General features: G+C 69.0%; 12 protein-coding genes and 1 tRNA gene. 11 read left to right on the top strand and 2 right to left on the bottom strand.

Translation table 11 applies throughout. The annotated features are described in order from the left end of the window. Window positions 1–128 precede the first annotated feature (128 nt). Entirely contained in the window at window positions 129–1,034 is a 906-nt protein-coding gene (gene ppk2 / locus FFS25_RS05375; protein WP_006213540.1) for a polyphosphate kinase 2, read from the top strand. A 90-nt stretch (window positions 1,035–1,124) separates the two neighbouring features. On the opposite strand, the gene FFS25_RS05370 is transcribed toward ppk2, so the two are convergent. Both FFS25_RS05370 and FFS25_RS05365 read right to left on the bottom strand, forming a co-directional pair. Continuing rightward, window positions 1,125–1,505 carry a hypothetical protein gene (locus tag FFS25_RS05370; RefSeq protein ID WP_006213539.1) on the bottom strand — a complete coding sequence of 127 codons (381 nt, stop codon included), beginning with the start codon at window positions 1,503–1,505 and terminating at the stop codon, window positions 1,125–1,127. Next, window positions 1,502–2,704 carry a pyridoxal phosphate-dependent aminotransferase gene (locus tag FFS25_RS05365; RefSeq protein WP_249933784.1) on the bottom strand — a complete coding sequence of 401 codons (1,203 nt, stop codon included), beginning with the start codon at window positions 2,702–2,704 and terminating at the stop codon, window positions 1,502–1,504. Before FFS25_RS05365 ends, FFS25_RS05370 begins: the two co-directional genes overlap by 4 nt. A 278-nt stretch (window positions 2,705–2,982) precedes the next feature. Between FFS25_RS05365 and FFS25_RS05360 the strand changes: the two genes are divergently transcribed. The 10 genes from FFS25_RS05360 to FFS25_RS05315 all read left to right on the top strand — a co-directional run bounded on the left by FFS25_RS05360 (window position 2,983) and on the right by FFS25_RS05315 (window position 16,386). Further along, a tRNA-Trp gene (locus tag FFS25_RS05360) sits at window positions 2,983–3,055 on the top strand. Window positions 3,056–3,182: 127 nt separating this feature from the next. Then, the gene (gene secE, locus FFS25_RS05355; RefSeq protein WP_137802145.1) at window positions 3,183–3,446 is read left to right on the top strand and encodes a preprotein translocase subunit SecE; all 264 of its coding nucleotides are present in this window, start codon (window positions 3,183–3,185) and stop codon (window positions 3,444–3,446) included. A gap of 101 nt (window positions 3,447–3,547) precedes the next feature. Then, complete coding sequence (nusG, locus tag FFS25_RS05350) at window positions 3,548–4,399, top strand: transcription termination/antitermination protein NusG (RefSeq protein WP_137802144.1); 852 nt, start codon at window positions 3,548–3,550, stop codon at window positions 4,397–4,399. A 253-nt stretch (window positions 4,400–4,652) separates the two neighbouring features. Continuing rightward, complete coding sequence (gene rplK / locus FFS25_RS05345) at window positions 4,653–5,084, top strand: 50S ribosomal protein L11 (protein ID WP_006213535.1); 432 nt, start codon at window positions 4,653–4,655, stop codon at window positions 5,082–5,084. A 96-nt stretch (window positions 5,085–5,180) separates the two neighbouring features. Beyond that, the gene (rplA, locus tag FFS25_RS05340; protein WP_137802143.1) at window positions 5,181–5,888 is read left to right on the top strand and encodes a 50S ribosomal protein L1; all 708 of its coding nucleotides are present in this window, start codon (window positions 5,181–5,183) and stop codon (window positions 5,886–5,888) included. A 190-nt stretch (window positions 5,889–6,078) separates the two neighbouring features. Next, on the top strand, window positions 6,079–7,230 hold the full coding sequence (locus FFS25_RS05335) for a GNAT family N-acetyltransferase (RefSeq protein ID WP_249933783.1): 1,152 nt from the start codon (window positions 6,079–6,081) through the stop codon (window positions 7,228–7,230). A 283-nt stretch (window positions 7,231–7,513) separates the two neighbouring features. After that, entirely contained in the window at window positions 7,514–8,056 is a 543-nt protein-coding gene (gene rplJ / locus FFS25_RS05330; protein WP_058871821.1) for a 50S ribosomal protein L10, read from the top strand. Window positions 8,057–8,143: 87 nt separating this feature from the next. After that, entirely contained in the window at window positions 8,144–8,530 is a 387-nt protein-coding gene (gene rplL, locus FFS25_RS05325) for a 50S ribosomal protein L7/L12 (RefSeq protein ID WP_006213531.1), read from the top strand. Window positions 8,531–8,933: 403 nt separating this feature from the next. Continuing rightward, complete coding sequence (gene rpoB / locus FFS25_RS05320; protein ID WP_137802141.1) at window positions 8,934–12,440, top strand: DNA-directed RNA polymerase subunit beta; 3,507 nt, start codon at window positions 8,934–8,936, stop codon at window positions 12,438–12,440. 64 nt (window positions 12,441–12,504) lie between these two features. Next, entirely contained in the window at window positions 12,505–16,386 is a 3,882-nt protein-coding gene (locus tag FFS25_RS05315) for a DNA-directed RNA polymerase subunit beta' (protein WP_058871820.1), read from the top strand. The last annotated feature ends 1 nt before the right edge of the window (window position 16,387 follow it).

Raw genomic sequence — 16,387 nt, 5'->3', positions numbered from 1 at the left:
GCCGTTCACCTGCACCCGACTAGAATGGACGGTCAGTCAGCCACAGGCCCCGGCGGCTGGCAGCGCCTCGGGGCCGCCGCAACGATCGCAGCCCTTCGGGGCCGCGGTCCCAGCCCTTGGGAGCCGCAATGGCAGAAGCGCCGCAGGAGAACCTCCGCGAGTTCATCGACAAGCTCGTCGAGCAGGGCTACACCGTCACCGACGGCCATACCGCCGACCCCGATCTGATCGATCCGGGCGGATCCGCCGTGGAGACCTGGCGCGAAGGCGGGTACCCGTACGACGAGCGGATGTCGCGCGAGGACTACGAGCTCGAGAAGTACCGCCTGCAGATCGAGCTGCTGAAGTTCCAGTACTGGGGCCAGGACAACGACCTCAAGCACATCATCCTGTTCGAGGGCCGCGACGCCGCCGGCAAGGGCGGCACGATCAAGCGCTTCACCGAGCACCTGAACCCCCGTGCCGCGCGCACCGTCGCTCTGAGCACCCCCACCGAGCGGGAGAAGGGGCAGTGGTACTTCCAGCGCTACATCGAGCACTTCCCCACGAACGGCGAGATCGTGATGTTCGACCGATCCTGGTACAACCGGGGCAATGTCGAGCGGGTCATGGGCTACTGCACCGATGAGGAGTACGAGGTCTTCATGAAGCAGGCCCCGGTCTTCGAGAAGATGCTCGTGGACGCCGGGATCCACCTGACCAAGTTCTGGTTCTCGGTCACCCAGCACGAGCAGCGCACCCGGTTCGCGATCCGCCAGATCGATCCCGTCCGGCGCTGGAAGCTCTCGCCGAACGATCTCGCCTCGCTCGATCGCTGGGACGACTACACGCTGGCCAAGGAGGAGACGTTCCGCCGCACGGACACGGATCACGCTCCCTGGATCACGATCAAGTCGAATGACAAGAAGCGAGCGCGCCTCAACGCCATGCGCTACTTCCTGAACCAGTTCGACTACGAGGACAAGGACGAGTCGGTCGTCTACCCGCCCGATCCGCAGATCGTGCGCCGCGGCCGCGACGCCGTCGACGACTGATCCGCCCGGCAGAGCGCCTGGGACGCAGTCAGGGCCCGCAGGTGGAGCACCGGAAGGTGCTCCACCTGCGGGCCCTGACGTCTGCGGGGCTCAGTCCTGAAGGCGGCTGTCCACCAGGGCCCAGCTGGCTGCGGCGGACACGGCGGTGACCGTGAGCACGGAGGGCCAGGCACCGAGCTTCCTGGCCAGCGGATGGGAGAGCCCGAAGCCCAGGAGGTAGACCGCGCTGAGCGCACTGGTCTGAGCGGGCCCGCCGCGGTGCCACCAGGTGTGGGCCGCAGCCGCCCCTGCGCCGAGCAGCGCCGCGCCGCCGAGCCAGCGCACCCCGGTCGCCCGGGCGATCCCGTAGCCGCCGATCAGCCCGACCGTGGTCCAGGCCGCGGTCGGGATCTGCTCGAAGACCCCGACGGCCCGCGCTGCGGCCTCACCGGCGCGCTGGGCACCGGTGGGCTCGGACGTGCCCGCGCTCATCGGGCACCGCCCAGGAAGTCCTGCAGCCGGGTCAGGCCCTCGCGCAGGTCGTCGTCGCCCAGGGCGTAGGAGAGCCGGAAGTAGCCCGACGGGCCGAAGGCCTCGCCCGGAACGACCGCCACCTGCGCCTTCTCGAGGATCAGCCCGGCCAGCTCGGCCGAGGTCTGCGGGGTGCTGCCCTCGAAGTCGCGGCCCAGCAGCGCGCTGACGTCCGGATAGACGTAGAACGCGCCCTGGGGCTCGGGGACGGTGACGCCGTCGATCGCCGAGAGCATCTCCACGGCCAGCCGCCGACGGCGGTCGAAGGCCTCGCCCATGGCGGTGACATCGTCCTGCGGCCCGGTCAGCGCGGCGACCGCCGCGCGCTGGGCGATGTTGTTGACGTTCGAGGTCAGGTGCGACTGCAGCGTGCTCACGGCCTTCACGACGTCCGCGGGGCCGATCAGCCAGCCCACGCGCCAGCCGGTCATGGCGTAGGTCTTGGCCACGCCGTTGAGCACGATGACGTTCTCGCCGAGCTCCGGGCAGGCCCCGGCGATCGAGGTGAACGGGGTGCCGTCGTAGGTGAGCTGCTGGTAGATCTCATCGGCGATCACGAAGATCCCCTTCTCGGCGGCCCAGGCGCCCAGCGCCCTGGTCTCCTCCGGGGAGAACACCGCGCCGGTCGGGTTCGACGGCGAGCAGTGCAGGATCGCCTTGGTGCGATCGGTGAGCTTCTCCTCGAGCATCTCGGGGGTCACCTTGTAGCCGTGCTCGGCACCGGCGAAGACCTCGACGGGCACGCCGCCGGCCAGGCGGATGGCCTCCGGATACGTGGTCCAGTACGGGGCGGGCAGCAGGACCTCGTCGCCCTCGTCCAGCACCGCGGCGAAGGCCTCGTAGACGGCCTGCTTGCCGCCGTTGGTCACCACGACCTGCGAGGGGTCCACCTGCCAGCCGCTGCGCTCGGCGGTCGTGTCCGCGATCGCGCGGCGCAGATCGGGCAGGCCGGGGCCGGGGGAGTAGCGGAAGTTCGACGGGTCCTGCAGGGCCTCGGCAGCGGCCTCGACGATGTGCGCGGGGGTCGGGAAGTCGGGCTCGCCGGCGCCGAAGCCGATGATCGGATGCCCCTCGGCCTTGAGGGCCTTGGCCTGGGCGTCGACTGCCAGTGTGGCCGACGGGGCGATCGCCGCGATGCGGCGGGAGATGCGTTCGGACATGACCTGCGGTTCCTCCATCTGGGTGAGCCTGGGAGCGCCGTCCGCCGCTCGTCGCGGCCGCGGCACCCTCCCATGCTACTGGGGCGCTGCCTCTGCACCGGGGGCGATCCCCGGGCGATGAGGCGCCGTCGGGCCTTGCCGAGCGGCACTGTCTGGACTAGAATCGCCCGCTGGTGTCCAACCGAGCCCGCCGCTCGCACGGGCGCCCCGCACGGGGCGCACCGCGGCAGTGGTAGGCTCGAGGACCGGCGTGCGGGGCATCCGCCCCACAGGCCTGAAGGGCAGTGGCGCAATTGGTAGCGCAGCGGTCTCCAAAACCGCAGGTTGCAGGTTCGAGTCCTGTCTGCCCTGCGCAGCCCGCATCCTCCTCCCGCGAGCAGCACGGCGTCGCCGAGCGCTCGCGGGAGGGCGGATGCGAACAGCGCAGGCCATCACCTGATGGTGCGGACCAAGCGCGAGGCCCTCTTGAGGAGAACCGATGTCGCAGAGCACAGCCGCTGATCAGCCGGGCGGTGAGCCGGAGCAGAAGTCGAACGGGATGGTCGGCGGACTCCTCCTGTTCCTGCGCCAGGTCATCGCCGAGCTGCGCAAGGTCCACACCCCCACGCGTCGCGAGCTCGTGCAGTACACGCTCGTCGTCCTCGTGTTCGTGGCCTTCATGATGGGCCTGATCTCGCTGCTGGACTTCGGCTTCGGCCAGCTGGCCATGCTGGTCTTCGGCGACGGCGCGATCGCCTCCTGAACGACGCACGCCCGCCGGGAGCAGACACCGGCGCAGAGCACGACCGCTTCGCGAGCACGGCCTCGCGGCCACCCCAGAGCAGAGGAAAGCAGGGACTCCCAGTGACCCAGCACGAAGCTGAGAACGACGTCGACCTGGCGCCGGAGGACACGACTCCCGCGCAGGACGCCGCCGAGCAGGCTGAGACGGCTGCGCCGGCGAGCGTCTCGGCAGAGGCCGTCGAGGCCCCCGTCGAGCAGGAGTCCGTGCAGGACGCCGACCTGGCGATCGCCGAGGGCGCCGAGTCGGAGGAGCCCGCCCAGGCCCCTGTGGAGGAGGCGCCCGCCGAGGATCCCCGCAAGGAGTTCGCGGCCAAGCTGCGTCGGCAGGAGGGCGACTGGTTCGTCATCCACACCTACGCCGGCTACGAGAACCGCGTGAAGACCAACCTGGAGACCCGCATCCAGTCCTTGAACATGGAGGAGGACATCTTCCAGATCGAGGTCCCCATGGAGGAAGTCGTGGAGATCAAGAACGCGCAGCGCAAGACCGTGCGCCGCGTCCGGATCCCCGGCTACGTCCTGGTGCGCATGAACCTCACCGACGCCTCCTGGGGCGCCGTCCGCCACACGCCGGGCGTCACCGGATTCGTGGGCCAGGACGCCTACAACCCGAACCCGCTGCGCATCGACGAGGTCGTCGACATGCTCAACCCGGTGTTCGAGACCCCGGCCGCCGCCGAGGGCCAGTCCCCGTCCTCGGGCGCCTCCGCGGGTGCGACCGCCTCCGCCCCGGCCGTGACCGTCGACTTCGAGGTCGGCGAGTCCGTGATCGTCAAGGAGGGCGCGTTCGCGACCCTCCCGGCGACCATCTCCGAGATCAAGGTGGAGTCCCAGCAGCTGGTCGTCCTCGTGTCGATCTTCGAGCGCGAGACGCCGGTCACCATCTCGTTCGACCAGGTCTCCAAGATCTGATCCCCGACCGGTCCGCCGGGGCCCGCTCGCGCGCGGATCTGGCAGACTGGTCGATCGTCGTCCCGACGCCGGCTGCTCCTCCGGGGGCCCGACTCGGATGCCGACTGCAGGCCCAGGGCCTGCCCCACATGCTTCGGCACCGCCGCGGGACGCGCTTTCGCGCGGCGGGCGCCGTCCGGTCGCCGCGCCACGGCGGCCACACCGCCGTCGTACGCTCCTGTGCGGCGGTACATCACGTCAGGAGGACCACACCATGGCTCCCAAGAAGAAGAAGGTCTCGGGTCTGATCAAGCTGCAGATCCAGGCCGGCGCCGCCAACCCGGCACCGCCCGTCGGCCCCGCGCTCGGTGCGCAGGGCGTCAACATCATGGAGTTCTGCAAGGCCTACAACGCGGCCACGGAATCCCAGCGCGGCAACATCATCCCGGTCGAGATCACGGTCTACGAGGATCGCTCGTTCACCTTCGTCACCAAGACCCCGCCTGCCGCGCAGCTGATCAAGAAGGCAGCCGGCATCCAGAAGGGCTCCGGCGTCCCGCACACGGACAAGGTCGGCTCGATCACCTGGGACCAGGCGCGCGAGATCGCCCAGACCAAGGCCGCGGACATGAACGCCAACGACGTCGAGGCCGGCGCCAAGGCGATCGCGGGCACCGCACGCTCGATGGGCATCGACGTCGTCTGATCCGGCTTCCAGCCGCAGCACGACACAGCACACGTAATCCCGTGGCAGGGCCGAGCGCGGTCCGCATGACCACGACTGCACAAGGAGAACAAGCAGATGGCAAAGCGCAGCAAGGCGTACCGGGCCGCCGCCGAGAAGATCGACGGCGACCGTCTCTACACCCCGGCCGAGGCGATCGCACTCGTCAAGGAGCTCGACGGCTCCAAGGCCGATTCCACCGTCGAGGTCGCCATGCGGCTCGGCGTGGATCCCCGCAAGGCCGACCAGATGGTGCGCGGCACCGTCAACCTGCCGAACGGCACGGGCAAGACCGCTCGCGTGGCCGTCTTCGCCCAGGGCGACAAGGCCGCGGCCGCTGAGGCCGCAGGCGCCGACTTCGTGGGCGCCGACGACCTGATCGCCAAGGTCCAGGGCGGCTGGGTCGACTTCGACGCCGCCGTGGCCACGCCGGACATGATGGGCAAGGTCGGCCGCCTGGGCAAGGTCCTGGGCCCCCGCAACCTGATGCCGAACCCCAAGACCGGCACCGTCACCATGGATGTCGCCAAGGCCGTCGGCGACATCAAGGGCGGCAAGATCGACTTCCGCGTCGACAAGCACTCGAACCTGCACTTCATCGTGGGCAAGACCTCGTTCGAGCAGAAGGCTCTGGCGGAGAACTTCGCCGCCGCTCTGGAGGAGGTCCTGCGCCTCAAGCCGGCCTCGTCCAAGGGTCGCTACGTCTCCAAGATGACGGTCGCCTCCACCTGGGGCCCCGGCATCCCGGTGGATCCGAACTCCACCTCCGTCGAGTCGGAGGCCTGAGCCTCGCCCGATCTGCCAGCGGCAGATGACAGCTCCTTTCCCCGGCGATTGACCGCCGCGTGAGGGATGCATGATCCTGAGGGGTCCAGTCGACAGCGACTGGGCCCCTCTTCCGTTGACGAGCGAAGCCCTCCGTGCGGCCCCTGCCGCACGTGCGCAGCCGGGCGCGCTCACCGTCGAAAGGCCCGATGTGCTCCCGAGCGAAGCCGTCCAGATCCGCCAGATCCGCACGCCGGAGGTCTTCGACGAGGCCGCCGAGCGCACCCTGGGCGAGGTGGCCGATCTGGTGCGCCGCTCGCGAGAGGCGATCTGGGGCACCGGGCAGCTGTCGAACGAGGCCGAGGACATCTTCCACGACCTCCATGATCCGTGGGAGCGCGTTGTCCTGCTGGGCGCCTTCCTGGAGGACCGGCTCGTGGGGCGCGCCGAGATCCGGCTGCCGCTCGTCGTGCACACCCGCTCCGCCGTGGTGCTCGTGACGGTCGATCCGGAGTGCGAGGACAGGGGAGTGGGCCTGGAGCTGCTGGCGGCCGCGGAGCAGCTCTCCGGTGCGGAGGCTCGGCGCCGCGTCACGCTCCAGTCGGAGCACCCCGGGCCCGAGGACCTGCAGGGCGATGGCCGCATCGGATCCCCCACCGGGACCATGGCCCAGGTCAGCCCCGAGGACTGGATCACCGCCTCGGACGGCTCGGGGCGGCTGCCGCTGTCCAATCGTCAGACACGCTTCGCCCAGCGCGCGGGGTACACCCTGCGCACCGTCTCGGACGTGAGCCGGCTGTCCGTCCCCCTGGATCCGGAGGAGATGCGCAGGCTCGGCCAGGATGTGCTGGCCAGCGAGGGCGCGGAGGACTACCGGACCCACGTGTGGAAGGACGAGGCGCCGGAGCAGTGGCTCGAGTCGCTCGCCCGCCTGCATTCGCGGATCCCGTCGGACGCCTTCGCCGCCCCGGAGGTGTGGGACCCGGAGCCGTGGGACGCCGAGCGGGTCCGGCGCACCGAGGCGCTGCGCAGCTCCGGCGGCGATCGGTCCCTGATGGCCGTCATGGAGCACATCCCCTCCGGCGAGCTCGTGGGGATGACCGAGGTCGTCGTGCCCCGTCCCCATCGCGGGGCCGGGCTGCAGGACGAGACCGTCGTGCTGCGGGAGCATCGCGGTCGGCGGCTGGGACTGCGGCTCAAGCTCGAGAACCTCCGTCAGATCGCGCGGGAGACCCCGGGCGTCGAGTCGATCTACGTGTGGACGCACAGCGGCAACACCCGCATGAACTGGGTGAACCGCCGACTGGGCTCCGTCGTGGTGGGCCGCTCCGCGGTCTGGGAGCGGGCGATCGGGGAGGCCTGAGGCGAGGCTGCCGCGATGGAGTTGCCGCTGGCTGCGCGAGCGGGTAATCTCGTGGCATCCAAAGACCGCCGGTCGCGGATCCGTCGTGCCTGCTTCACCTCGAAGCGGACGGAGCGGATCGCCGTAAGAGCCCCTCGGGGCGTCCAGCGCAGGTGTCCTGAACGTGCAAGACCTCTGATCCGCCTCTGGCGGTCAGCGTCCTGATGCGCCTCGGCTCCTGCCGGGGCGCTTTTCTCGTCTGGGGCACGAACGGCAGGCGCCCGGCACACCAGGAAGGAGTGCCATGGCGAACTCTGAGAAGTACGCCGCGGTGGCCGAGCTGAAGGGACGCTTCGAGTCGTCCACTGCAGCTGTGCTGACCGAATACCGCGGGCTCTCGGTGGCGCAGATCTCGCAGCTGCGCCGCTCGCTCGGCGAGAACGCCGAGTACGCCGTGGTGAAGAACACGCTGGCCGGCATCGCCGCCCGCGAGGCCGGGATCGACGCATTCGAGGGACAGCTCCAGGGCCCCACCGCGATTGCGTTCGTCTCCGGCGATGCGGTCGCCGTCGCAAAGGGCCTGCGCGACTTCGCCAAGGAGAACCCCGCGCTCGTCGTCAAGGGCGGCTACATGGACGGTGCCGCCCTCGATGAGGCCGGCATCAAGAAGCTCGCGGACCTCGAGTCCCGCGAGGTCCTGCTGGCCAAGGTCGCCGGAGCCGCACAGGCTTCGCTGTCCCAGGCCGCAGCGCTGTTCCAGGCGCCGCTGTCCAAGACGGTCCGCACGGCCGAGGCGCTGCGCGCCAAGGTCGAGGAGACCGGCTCGGACACCGCTGCCGACGCCTGAGCGTCGACTCACCACGTACCAGAACCATCCTCCGTCGCGCCGCGCCCCATGCGGCCGACGGGAACAGACACCAGAAGGAGCCACATCATGGCCAAGCTGACCACCGATGAACTGATCGAGGCCTTCAAGGAGCTCTCCCTCATCGAGCTCTCCGAGTTCGTCAAGGCCTTCGAGGAGACCTTCGACGTCACCGCTGCGGCTCCGGCCGCCGTGGCCGCCGCCCCGGCTGCCGGTGGCGACGCCGCCGCCGCCGAGGAGGAGCAGACCGAGTTCGACGTCATCCTCGAGGCTGCCGGCGACAAGAAGATCGGCGTCATCAAGGAGGTGCGCGCCCTGACCTCCCTCGGCCTGAAGGAGGCCAAGGAGCTCGTCGACGGCGCTCCCAAGCCCGTCCTCGAGGGCGCTTCCAAGGAGGACGCCGAGAAGGCCAAGGAGCAGCTCGAGGGCGCCGGCGCCACCGTCACCCTCAAGTGATCCATGCGGGCCTGAGCCCGCACCTCGCTTCAGACCGTCTTGCGGTCGGATCAGCGCCCCGCACGGCTCCGGCCGGGCGGGGCGCTCGTCGTCTCACGGGTCGCCGCTGCGCCGCCGTCGACCGAGGCCGACGGATGTTCGACAAGGGGTAGACAATGGCTCTGGACTTGACGTAACCTGTTTCTTTGCGTCGTCCCTGAGTTCTGCGTGCCTTCATATAGCGGTGGGCGCCCCTCGGACCCGAGCCGCCGGCTCTGCGACCCGCGTCGGATCGATCCTCGCACGGCACCCTGCGCCCCGTGCGAGCAGTCCCCTCGCCCGCAGCGCCGCGTTCCGGCCGTCTCCGAGTCCTCCGGACGGGAACCGCGCGATTCACCTGCAGATCTGTGGAAGGAATCTCACTTTGGTCGCCTCGAGCACCGATTCGTCCGTCACCGCATCCCAGGCAGGAGGCAGCGTGCCCCGCCGCGTCTCCTTCGCCAAGATCCACGAGCCCCTGGAGGTCCCCAACCTCCTGGCTCTCCAGACCGAGAGCTTCGATCGCCTCATCGGCAACGAGAAGTGGCAGGAGCGCCTGCGCCTGGCCCTGGAGGCCGGCGAGACCGGCGTCGCCACCACCTCTGGCCTCTCGGACATCTTCGAGGAGATCTCCCCGATCGAGGACTTCCAGGGCACCATGTCCCTGTCCTTCACGGAGCCGGAGTTCTACGACCCCAAGTACACGGTCGATGAGTGCAAGGACCGTGACGCCACCTACTCGGCCCCCCTGTACGTCAAGGCCGAGTTCATGAACAACACCACCGGCGAGATCAAGCAGCAGACGGTCTTCATGGGCGACTTCCCGCTCATGACCGACAAGGGCACGTTCGTGATCAACGGCACCGAGCGCGTCGTCGTCTCGCAGCTGGTCCGCTCGCCCGGCGCCTACTTCGAGCGCGGCCAGGACCGCACCTCGGACAAGGACATCTACTCGGCGCGCATCATCCCCTCGCGCGGCGCCTGGTTCGAGCTCGAGATCGACAAGCGCGATCAGGTCGGCGTGCGCCTGGACCGCAAGCGCAAGCAGTCCGTCACGGTGCTGCTCAAGGCCCTGGGCTGGTCCGAGTCCAAGATCCTCGAGGAGTTCGGCGAGTTCGACTCGATCCGCGCCACCCTCGAGAAGGACGCGACCGAGACCCGCGACGACGCGCTGCTGGACATCTACCGCAAGCTGCGTCCGGGCGAGCCGCCCACGGTCGAGGCCGCCCAGCAGCTGCTGGACAACATGTACTTCAACCCCAAGCGCTACGACCTCGCCAAGGTCGGCCGGTACAAGATCAACCGGAAGCTCGGGATCGACAAGCCCTTCACCGATCCGGATGCCTCCGTGCTCTCGGTCGAGGACATCGTCGCCATGATCCGCTACCTCGTCACGCTGCACGCCGGGGGAGACTCCATCGAGGGCGTGCGCGACGGCGAGACCCGCGAGATCCGCATCGACGTCGATGACATCGACCACTTCGGCAACCGCCGCATCCGCGCGGTGGGCGAGCTGATCGAGAACCAGATCCGCACCGGTCTGTCCCGCATGGAGCGCGTCGTGCGCGAGCGCATGACCACCCAGGACGTCGAGGCGATCACCCCGCAGACCCTGATCAACATCCGCCCCGTGGTGGCGGCGATCAAGGAGTTCTTCGGCACCTCCCAGCTCTCGCAGTTCATGGATCAGAACAACCCGCTCGCGGGCCTGACCCACAAGCGTCGGCTGTCCGCCCTGGGCCCCGGCGGCCTGTCCCGCGACCGCGCCGGCATGGAAGTCCGCGACGTCCACCCGTCGCACTACGGCCGCATGTGCCCGATCGAGACCCCTGAGGGCTCGAACATCGGCCTGATCGGCTCGCTGGCCACCTACGCCCGCATCAACCCGTTCGGCTTCATCGAGACCCCGTACCGCAAGGTCCGCGACGGCGTCGTCACCGACGAGGTCGTCTACCTGACGGCCGATGACGAGCGCGGCGCCACGATCGCCCAGGCCAACGCCCCGCTGACGGACGACATGCGCTTCGCCGAGGACGCCGTGCTGGCCCGTGCCGCCGACGGCTCCGGCGAGGCCGTGCTGGTCGAGCCCGCGGACGTCGAGTTCATGGACGTCTCCCCGCGCCAGATGGTGTCGGTGGCGACCGCCCTGATCCCGTACCTCGAGCACGACGACGCCAACCGCGCGCTCATGGGCGCCAACATGCAGCGCCAGGCCGTGCCGCTGCTCGTGTCGGAGGCCCCGCTCGTGGGCACCGGCATGGAGCGCTACGCCGCCATGGATGCCGGCGACTCCGTGCTGGCCGTCAAGGCCGGCGTGGTCACCGAGGTGGCCGCCGATCACGTGATCGTGGCCAACGACGACGGCACCGAGAAGGAGTACACGATCGGCAAGTTCGTGCGCTCCAACCCGGGCAACACGTACAACCAGCGCGTCGTGGTCTCCGAGGGAGATCGCGTCGAACCGCGCACCGTGCTGGCCGACGGCCCGTCGACCGATCACGGCGAGCTGGCCCTGGGCAAGAACCTGCTCGTGGCCTACATGTCCTGGGAGGGCCTCAACTACGAGGACGCCATCATCCTGTCCCAGCGCATGGTCTCGGACGACGTCCTGACCTCGATCCACATCGAGGAGCACGAGATCGATGCCCGCGACACCAAGCTCGGTGCCGAGGAGATCACGCGCGACATCCCCAACGTGTCGGAGGAGGTGCTCTCGGCTCTGGACGAGCGGGGCGTCATCCACATCGGCGCCGAGGTCCAGGCCGGCGACATCCTGGTCGGCAAGGTCACGCCCAAGGGCGAGACCGAGCTGACCCCGGAGGAGCGCCTGCTGCGCGCGATCTTCGGCGAGAAGTCCCGCGAGGTCCGCGACACCTCCCTGAAGGTGCCCCACGGCGAGTCGGGAACGGTCATCGGCGTGCGCGTCTTCGACCGCGACGAGGATTCGGACGATCTCCCGGCCGGCGTCAACCAGGTCGTGCGCGTCTACGTCGCGCAGAAGCGCAAGATCACGGACGGCGACAAGCTCGCCGGGCGCCACGGCAACAAGGGCGTCATCTCCAAGATCCTGCCCCTGGAGGACATGCCCTTCCTGGCGGACGGCACCCCCGTCGACGTCATCCTGAACCCGCTGGGCGTGCCCGGGCGCATGAACCTCGGCCAGGTGCTCGAGGTCCACACCGGCTGGCTGGCCAAGCAGGGCTGGAAGGTCGAGGGCGACCCGCAGTGGCTGGATCACCTCACGGACTTCCCCAAGGAGACCGGCCCCACCAACGTGGCGACCCCGGTGTTCGACGGTGCCCGCGAGGACGAGATCTTCGACCTGCTGGATCACTCCAACGTCACCCGCGACGGCGATCGCCTGATCAACCACACGGGCAAGGCGCAGCTGTTCGACGGCCGCTCCGGCGAGCCGTTCCCGGACCCGATCTCGGTCGGCTACCAGTACATCCTGAAGCTGCACCACCTGGTGGACGACAAGATCCACGCCCGCTCGACCGGCCCGTACTCGATGATCACGCAGCAGCCCCTGGGCGGTAAGGCCCAGTTCGGCGGCCAGCGCTTCGGCGAGATGGAGGTCTGGGCACTGGAGGCCTACGGCGCCGCCTACACGCTGCAGGAGATCCTGACCGTCAAGTCGGATGACGTGCACGGCCGCGTGAAGGTCTACGAGGCGATCGTCAAGGGCGAGAACATCCCGGAGCCGGGTGTTCCCGAGTCGTTCAAGGTCCTCATCAAGGAGATGAAGTCCCTGTGCCTGAACGTCGAGGTCCTCTCGGCCGACGGCCAGACCGTCGAGATGCGCGATGCGGATGACGAGGTCTTCCGCGCCGCTGAAGAGCTGGGCATCGACCTGTCCCACTCCGAGCCGAGCTCGGTCGAAGAGGTCTGATCACCTCTTCACGTCGACCGCCCACTCTTTTTGAAGACTGCTTAGAAAGGGATCAAGGATCCTCATGTCCAACGATTCTTCGCTCAACCTCATGCGCATCGGCCTCGCCACGGCCGACCAGATCCGCTCCTGGTCCTACGGCGAGGTCAAGAAGCCCGAGACCATCAACTACCGCACGCTCAAGCCGGAGAAGGACGGGCTCTTCTGCGAGAGGATCTTCGGCCCCACCCGCGATTGGGAGTGCGCCTGCGGCAAGTACAAGCGCGTGCGCTACAAGGGCATCATCTGCGAGCGCTGCGGCGTCGAGGTGACCCGTGCCAAGGTGCGCCGCGAGCGCATGGGGCACCTGGAGCTCGCCGCTCCGGTGACCCACATCTGGTACTTCAAGGGCGTGCCCTCTCGTCTGGGCTACCTGCTGGACCTGGCGCCCAAGGACCTGGAGAAGGTCATCTACTTCGCGGCCTACATGGTCACGAAGGTCGATGAGGAGGCCCGCCACGAGGACCTCCCGAACCTCCAGGCCTCGATCGACCGCGAGAAGAAGGCCCTCGAGGACCAGCGCGATGCCGACGTCGTCGCCATCGCCGGGGACCTCGAGACCGATCTGGCCGAGGTGGAGAAGGAGGGCGGCAAGGCCGCCGAGAAGCGCAAGCTGCGCGATGCCGCCGACCGCCAGATGGCCAACGTGCGCAAGCGCGCCGACCGCGAGATCGACTCGATCGACCGCGTGTGGGAGCGCTTCAAGAACCTCAAGGTCAACGACCTCGAGGGCGACGAGGCGCTGTACCGCCAGCTGCAGGACCGCTTCGGCATGTACTTCGAGGGCTCCATGGGCGCCGAGGCGATCAAGAAGCGCCTCGAGACCTTCGACCTGGCTGCTGAGGCCGAGGCCCTGCGCGAGACCATCGCCACGGGCAAGGGCCAGCGCAAGTCGCGCGCCCTGAAGCGCCTCAAGGTCGTCAACGCGTTCCTGTCCACGGACAACTCGCCGCTGGGCATGGTCCTGGACGCCGTCCCGGTCATCCCGCCGGAGCTGCGTCCCATGGTCCAGCTCGACGGCGGCCGCTTCGCGACCTCGGATCTCAACGATCTGTACCGCCGCGTGATCAACCGCAATAACCGCCTGAAGCGCCTGCTGGATCTCGGCGCCCCCGAGATCATCGTGAACAACGAGAAGCGCATGCTCCAGGAGGCTGTGGACTCCCTGTTCGACAACGGCCGTCGCGGCCGTCCCGTCACGGGCCCGGGCAACCGCGCGCTCAAGTCGCTGTCGGACATGCTCAAGGGCAAGCAGGGCCGCTTCCGCCAGAACCTGCTCGGCAAGCGCGTGGACTACTCGGGCCGCTCGGTCATCGTGGTCGGCCCGCAGCTGCGCATGCACCAGTGCGGTCTGCCCAAGCAGATGGCGCTCGAGCTGTTCAAGCCGTTCGTGATGAAGCGCCTGGTCGATCTGAACCACGCGCAGAACATCAAGTCGGCCAAGCGGATGGTCGAGCGCTTCCGCCCGCAGGTGTGGGACGTCCTGGAAGAGGTCATCACCGAGCACCCGGTGCTGCTCAACCGCGCCCCCACCCTGCACCGCCTGGGCATCCAGGCCTTCGAGCCGCAGCTCGTCGAGGGCAAGGCCATCCAGCTGCACCCGCTCGTGTGCTCGGCGTTCAACGCGGACTTCGACGGCGACCAGATGGCCGTGCACCTGCCGCTGTCGCCGGAGGCCCAGGCCGAGGCGCGCGTGCTGATGCTGTCGTCGAACAACATCCTCAAGCCGTCGGACGGCAAGCCGATCGCCCTGCCCTCGCAGGACATGATCATCGGCCTGTACCACCTGACCACCGTCCGCGAGGACGAGGTCGGGGCCGGGGAGAGCTACTCGTCGGTGGCCGAGGCCGTCATGGCCTTCGACGCCCGCAAGCTGCACCTCAACGCGCCGATCAAGGTCCGCATCGAGGACTTCGTCCCCGGTGAGGGCTGGGAGGCTCCGGAGGGCTGGACCGAGGGCGACACCGCCACGGTCGAGACCACCCTGGGCCGCGTCATCTTCAACCAGCAGCTGCCCGCCGGGCACCCCTGGTTCGAGGGAGTCGCGGACAAGAAGAGCCTCTCGCGCCTGGTCAACGACCTCGCCGAGGAGAACTCGATGGGCGTCGTGGCGCAGACCCTCGACAACTTCAAGGACGCCGGCTTCTACTGGGCCGCCTGGTCGGGCATCACGGTGGCGATCTCGGATATCGCGACGCCTCCGTCCAAGCCCCAGATCATGGAGGGCTACGAGGCCCAGGCCGCCAAGATCCAGACCCAGTACGAGACCGGTCTGATCGACGACGACGAGCGCCGCACCGAGCAGATCGACATCTGGACCAAGGCGACCGACGAGGTTGCTGCGGCCATGCGCGAGAACCTCGGCCGGCTGAACAACATCAACCGGATGGTCTCCTCGGGTGCACGAGGCAACTGGATGCAGGTCCGTCAGATCGCGGGCATCCGCGGCCTGGTGGCCAACCCCAAGGGCGAGATCATGCCCCGTCCGATCAAGTCCTCGTACCGCGAGGGCCTGACGGTGCTGGAGTACTTCATCGCGACCCACGGCGCCCGCAAGGGCCTGGCCGACACCGCGCTGCGCACGGCGAACTCGGGCTACCTGACCCGTCGTCTCGTCGACGTCTCCCAGGACGTCATCGTCCGCGAGGGCGACTGCGGCACGGATCGCGGCCTGACGCTGCCGGTCTCCGAGACCTCGGAGACGGGTCAGCGCGTGCTGGACGCCGAGGTGGAGAACACCATCCACGGCCGTGTGCTGGCCGTGGACGTGGCCGATGCGAACGGCGAGATCGTGGCCCAGGCGGGCCAGGACCTCTCGGACGGTCTCATCAAGGCGATCTTCGACGCCGGCGTGGACGGGGTCCGCGTGCGCTCGGTGCTGACCTGCGACTCCGCCGTCGGCGTGTGCGCGGCCTGCTACGGCCGCTCGCTGGCGACCAACAAGCTGGTCGACATCGGCGAGGCCGTGGGCATCATCGCCGCGCAGTCGATCGGCGAGCCCGGCACGCAGCTGACCATGCGCACGTTCCACACGGGCGGCGTCGCCTCCTCGGACGGCGACATCACGCAGGGTCTGCCGCGAATCCAGGAGCTCTTCGAGGCCCGCACGCCCAAGGGCGTCGCGCCGATCTCGGAGGTCGCCGGTCGCGCCACGATCGAGGACACCGAGAAGGGCGTGCGCGTCGTCATCACCCCGGACAACGGGGACGAGGACTTCGCGTACCCAGTGCTGCGCCGCGCCAAGCTGCTCGTGGCCGACGGCGAGTCCGTCGAGGTCGGCCAGCAGCTCGTGGCCGGTGCGGTGGACCCCAAGGAGGTCCTGCGCATCCGCGGTCGCCGTGCGGCCCAGAAGCACCTGGTGGACGAGGTCCAGGGCGTGTACCGCTCCCAGGGCGTGGGCATCCACGACAAGCACGTGGAGGTCATCGTCCGGCAGATGCTGCGTCGCAACACGGTCATCGAGTCCGGCGACACCGACCTGCTGCCGGGCGAGCTCGTGGACGACGTCCGCTACCGCGAGGCCAACCGCAAGGCGGTGACCTCCCAGCAGCGTCCGGCCGCCGGCCGTCCGGAGCTGATGGGCATCACCAAGGCCTCGCTGGCCACGGACTCGTGGCTGTCGGCCGCCTCCTTCCAGGAGACGACCCGCGTGCTCACGCAGGCCGCCATGGAGGCCAAGTCGGATCCGCTGGTGGGCCTGAAGGAGAACGTGATCATCGGCAAGCTGATCCCGGCCGGCACCGGCCTGGCTCGCTACAACGATGTGAGCGTGGAGCCCACCGAGGAGGCCAAGGCCGCCCTGTTCACGGACAGCGGCGCGTACGCGGACTTCTCCTACGCCGACGACTCGTCGCTGGGCGAGTTCCAGGCGATCCCGCTGGAGGACTACGACTTCGGCGCCAACTGAT

It is taken from the genome of Kocuria sp. 2SI, assembly GCF_005502825.1.
GTDB lineage: Bacteria > Actinomycetota > Actinomycetes > Actinomycetales > Micrococcaceae > Kocuria > Kocuria palustris.
The sequence above is the reverse complement of the archived record's forward strand: the minus strand, read 5'-3'. Positions and strand labels throughout refer to the sequence as shown.

Bases quoted from the DNA above. Each gene is read 5' to 3' on its own strand.
- FFS25_RS05365 (WP_249933784.1), bottom strand. From the start codon at position 2,704: ATGTCCGAACGCATCTCCCGCCGCATCGCGGCGATCGCCCCGTCGGCC.
- FFS25_RS05370 (WP_006213539.1), bottom strand. From the start codon at position 1,505: ATGAGCGCGGGCACGTCCGAGCCCACCGGTGCCCAGCGCGCCGGTGAG.
- rplA (WP_137802143.1), top strand. From the start codon at position 5,181: ATGGCAAAGCGCAGCAAGGCGTACCGGGCCGCCGCCGAGAAGATCGAC.
- rplL (WP_006213531.1), top strand. From the start codon at position 8,144: ATGGCCAAGCTGACCACCGATGAACTGATCGAGGCCTTCAAGGAGCTC.
- secE (WP_137802145.1), top strand. From the start codon at position 3,183: ATGTCGCAGAGCACAGCCGCTGATCAGCCGGGCGGTGAGCCGGAGCAG.
- rplK (WP_006213535.1), top strand. From the start codon at position 4,653: ATGGCTCCCAAGAAGAAGAAGGTCTCGGGTCTGATCAAGCTGCAGATC.
- FFS25_RS05315 (WP_058871820.1), top strand. From the start codon at position 12,505: ATGTCCAACGATTCTTCGCTCAACCTCATGCGCATCGGCCTCGCCACG.
- ppk2 (WP_006213540.1), top strand. From the start codon at position 129: ATGGCAGAAGCGCCGCAGGAGAACCTCCGCGAGTTCATCGACAAGCTC.
- rplJ (WP_058871821.1), top strand. From the start codon at position 7,514: ATGGCGAACTCTGAGAAGTACGCCGCGGTGGCCGAGCTGAAGGGACGC.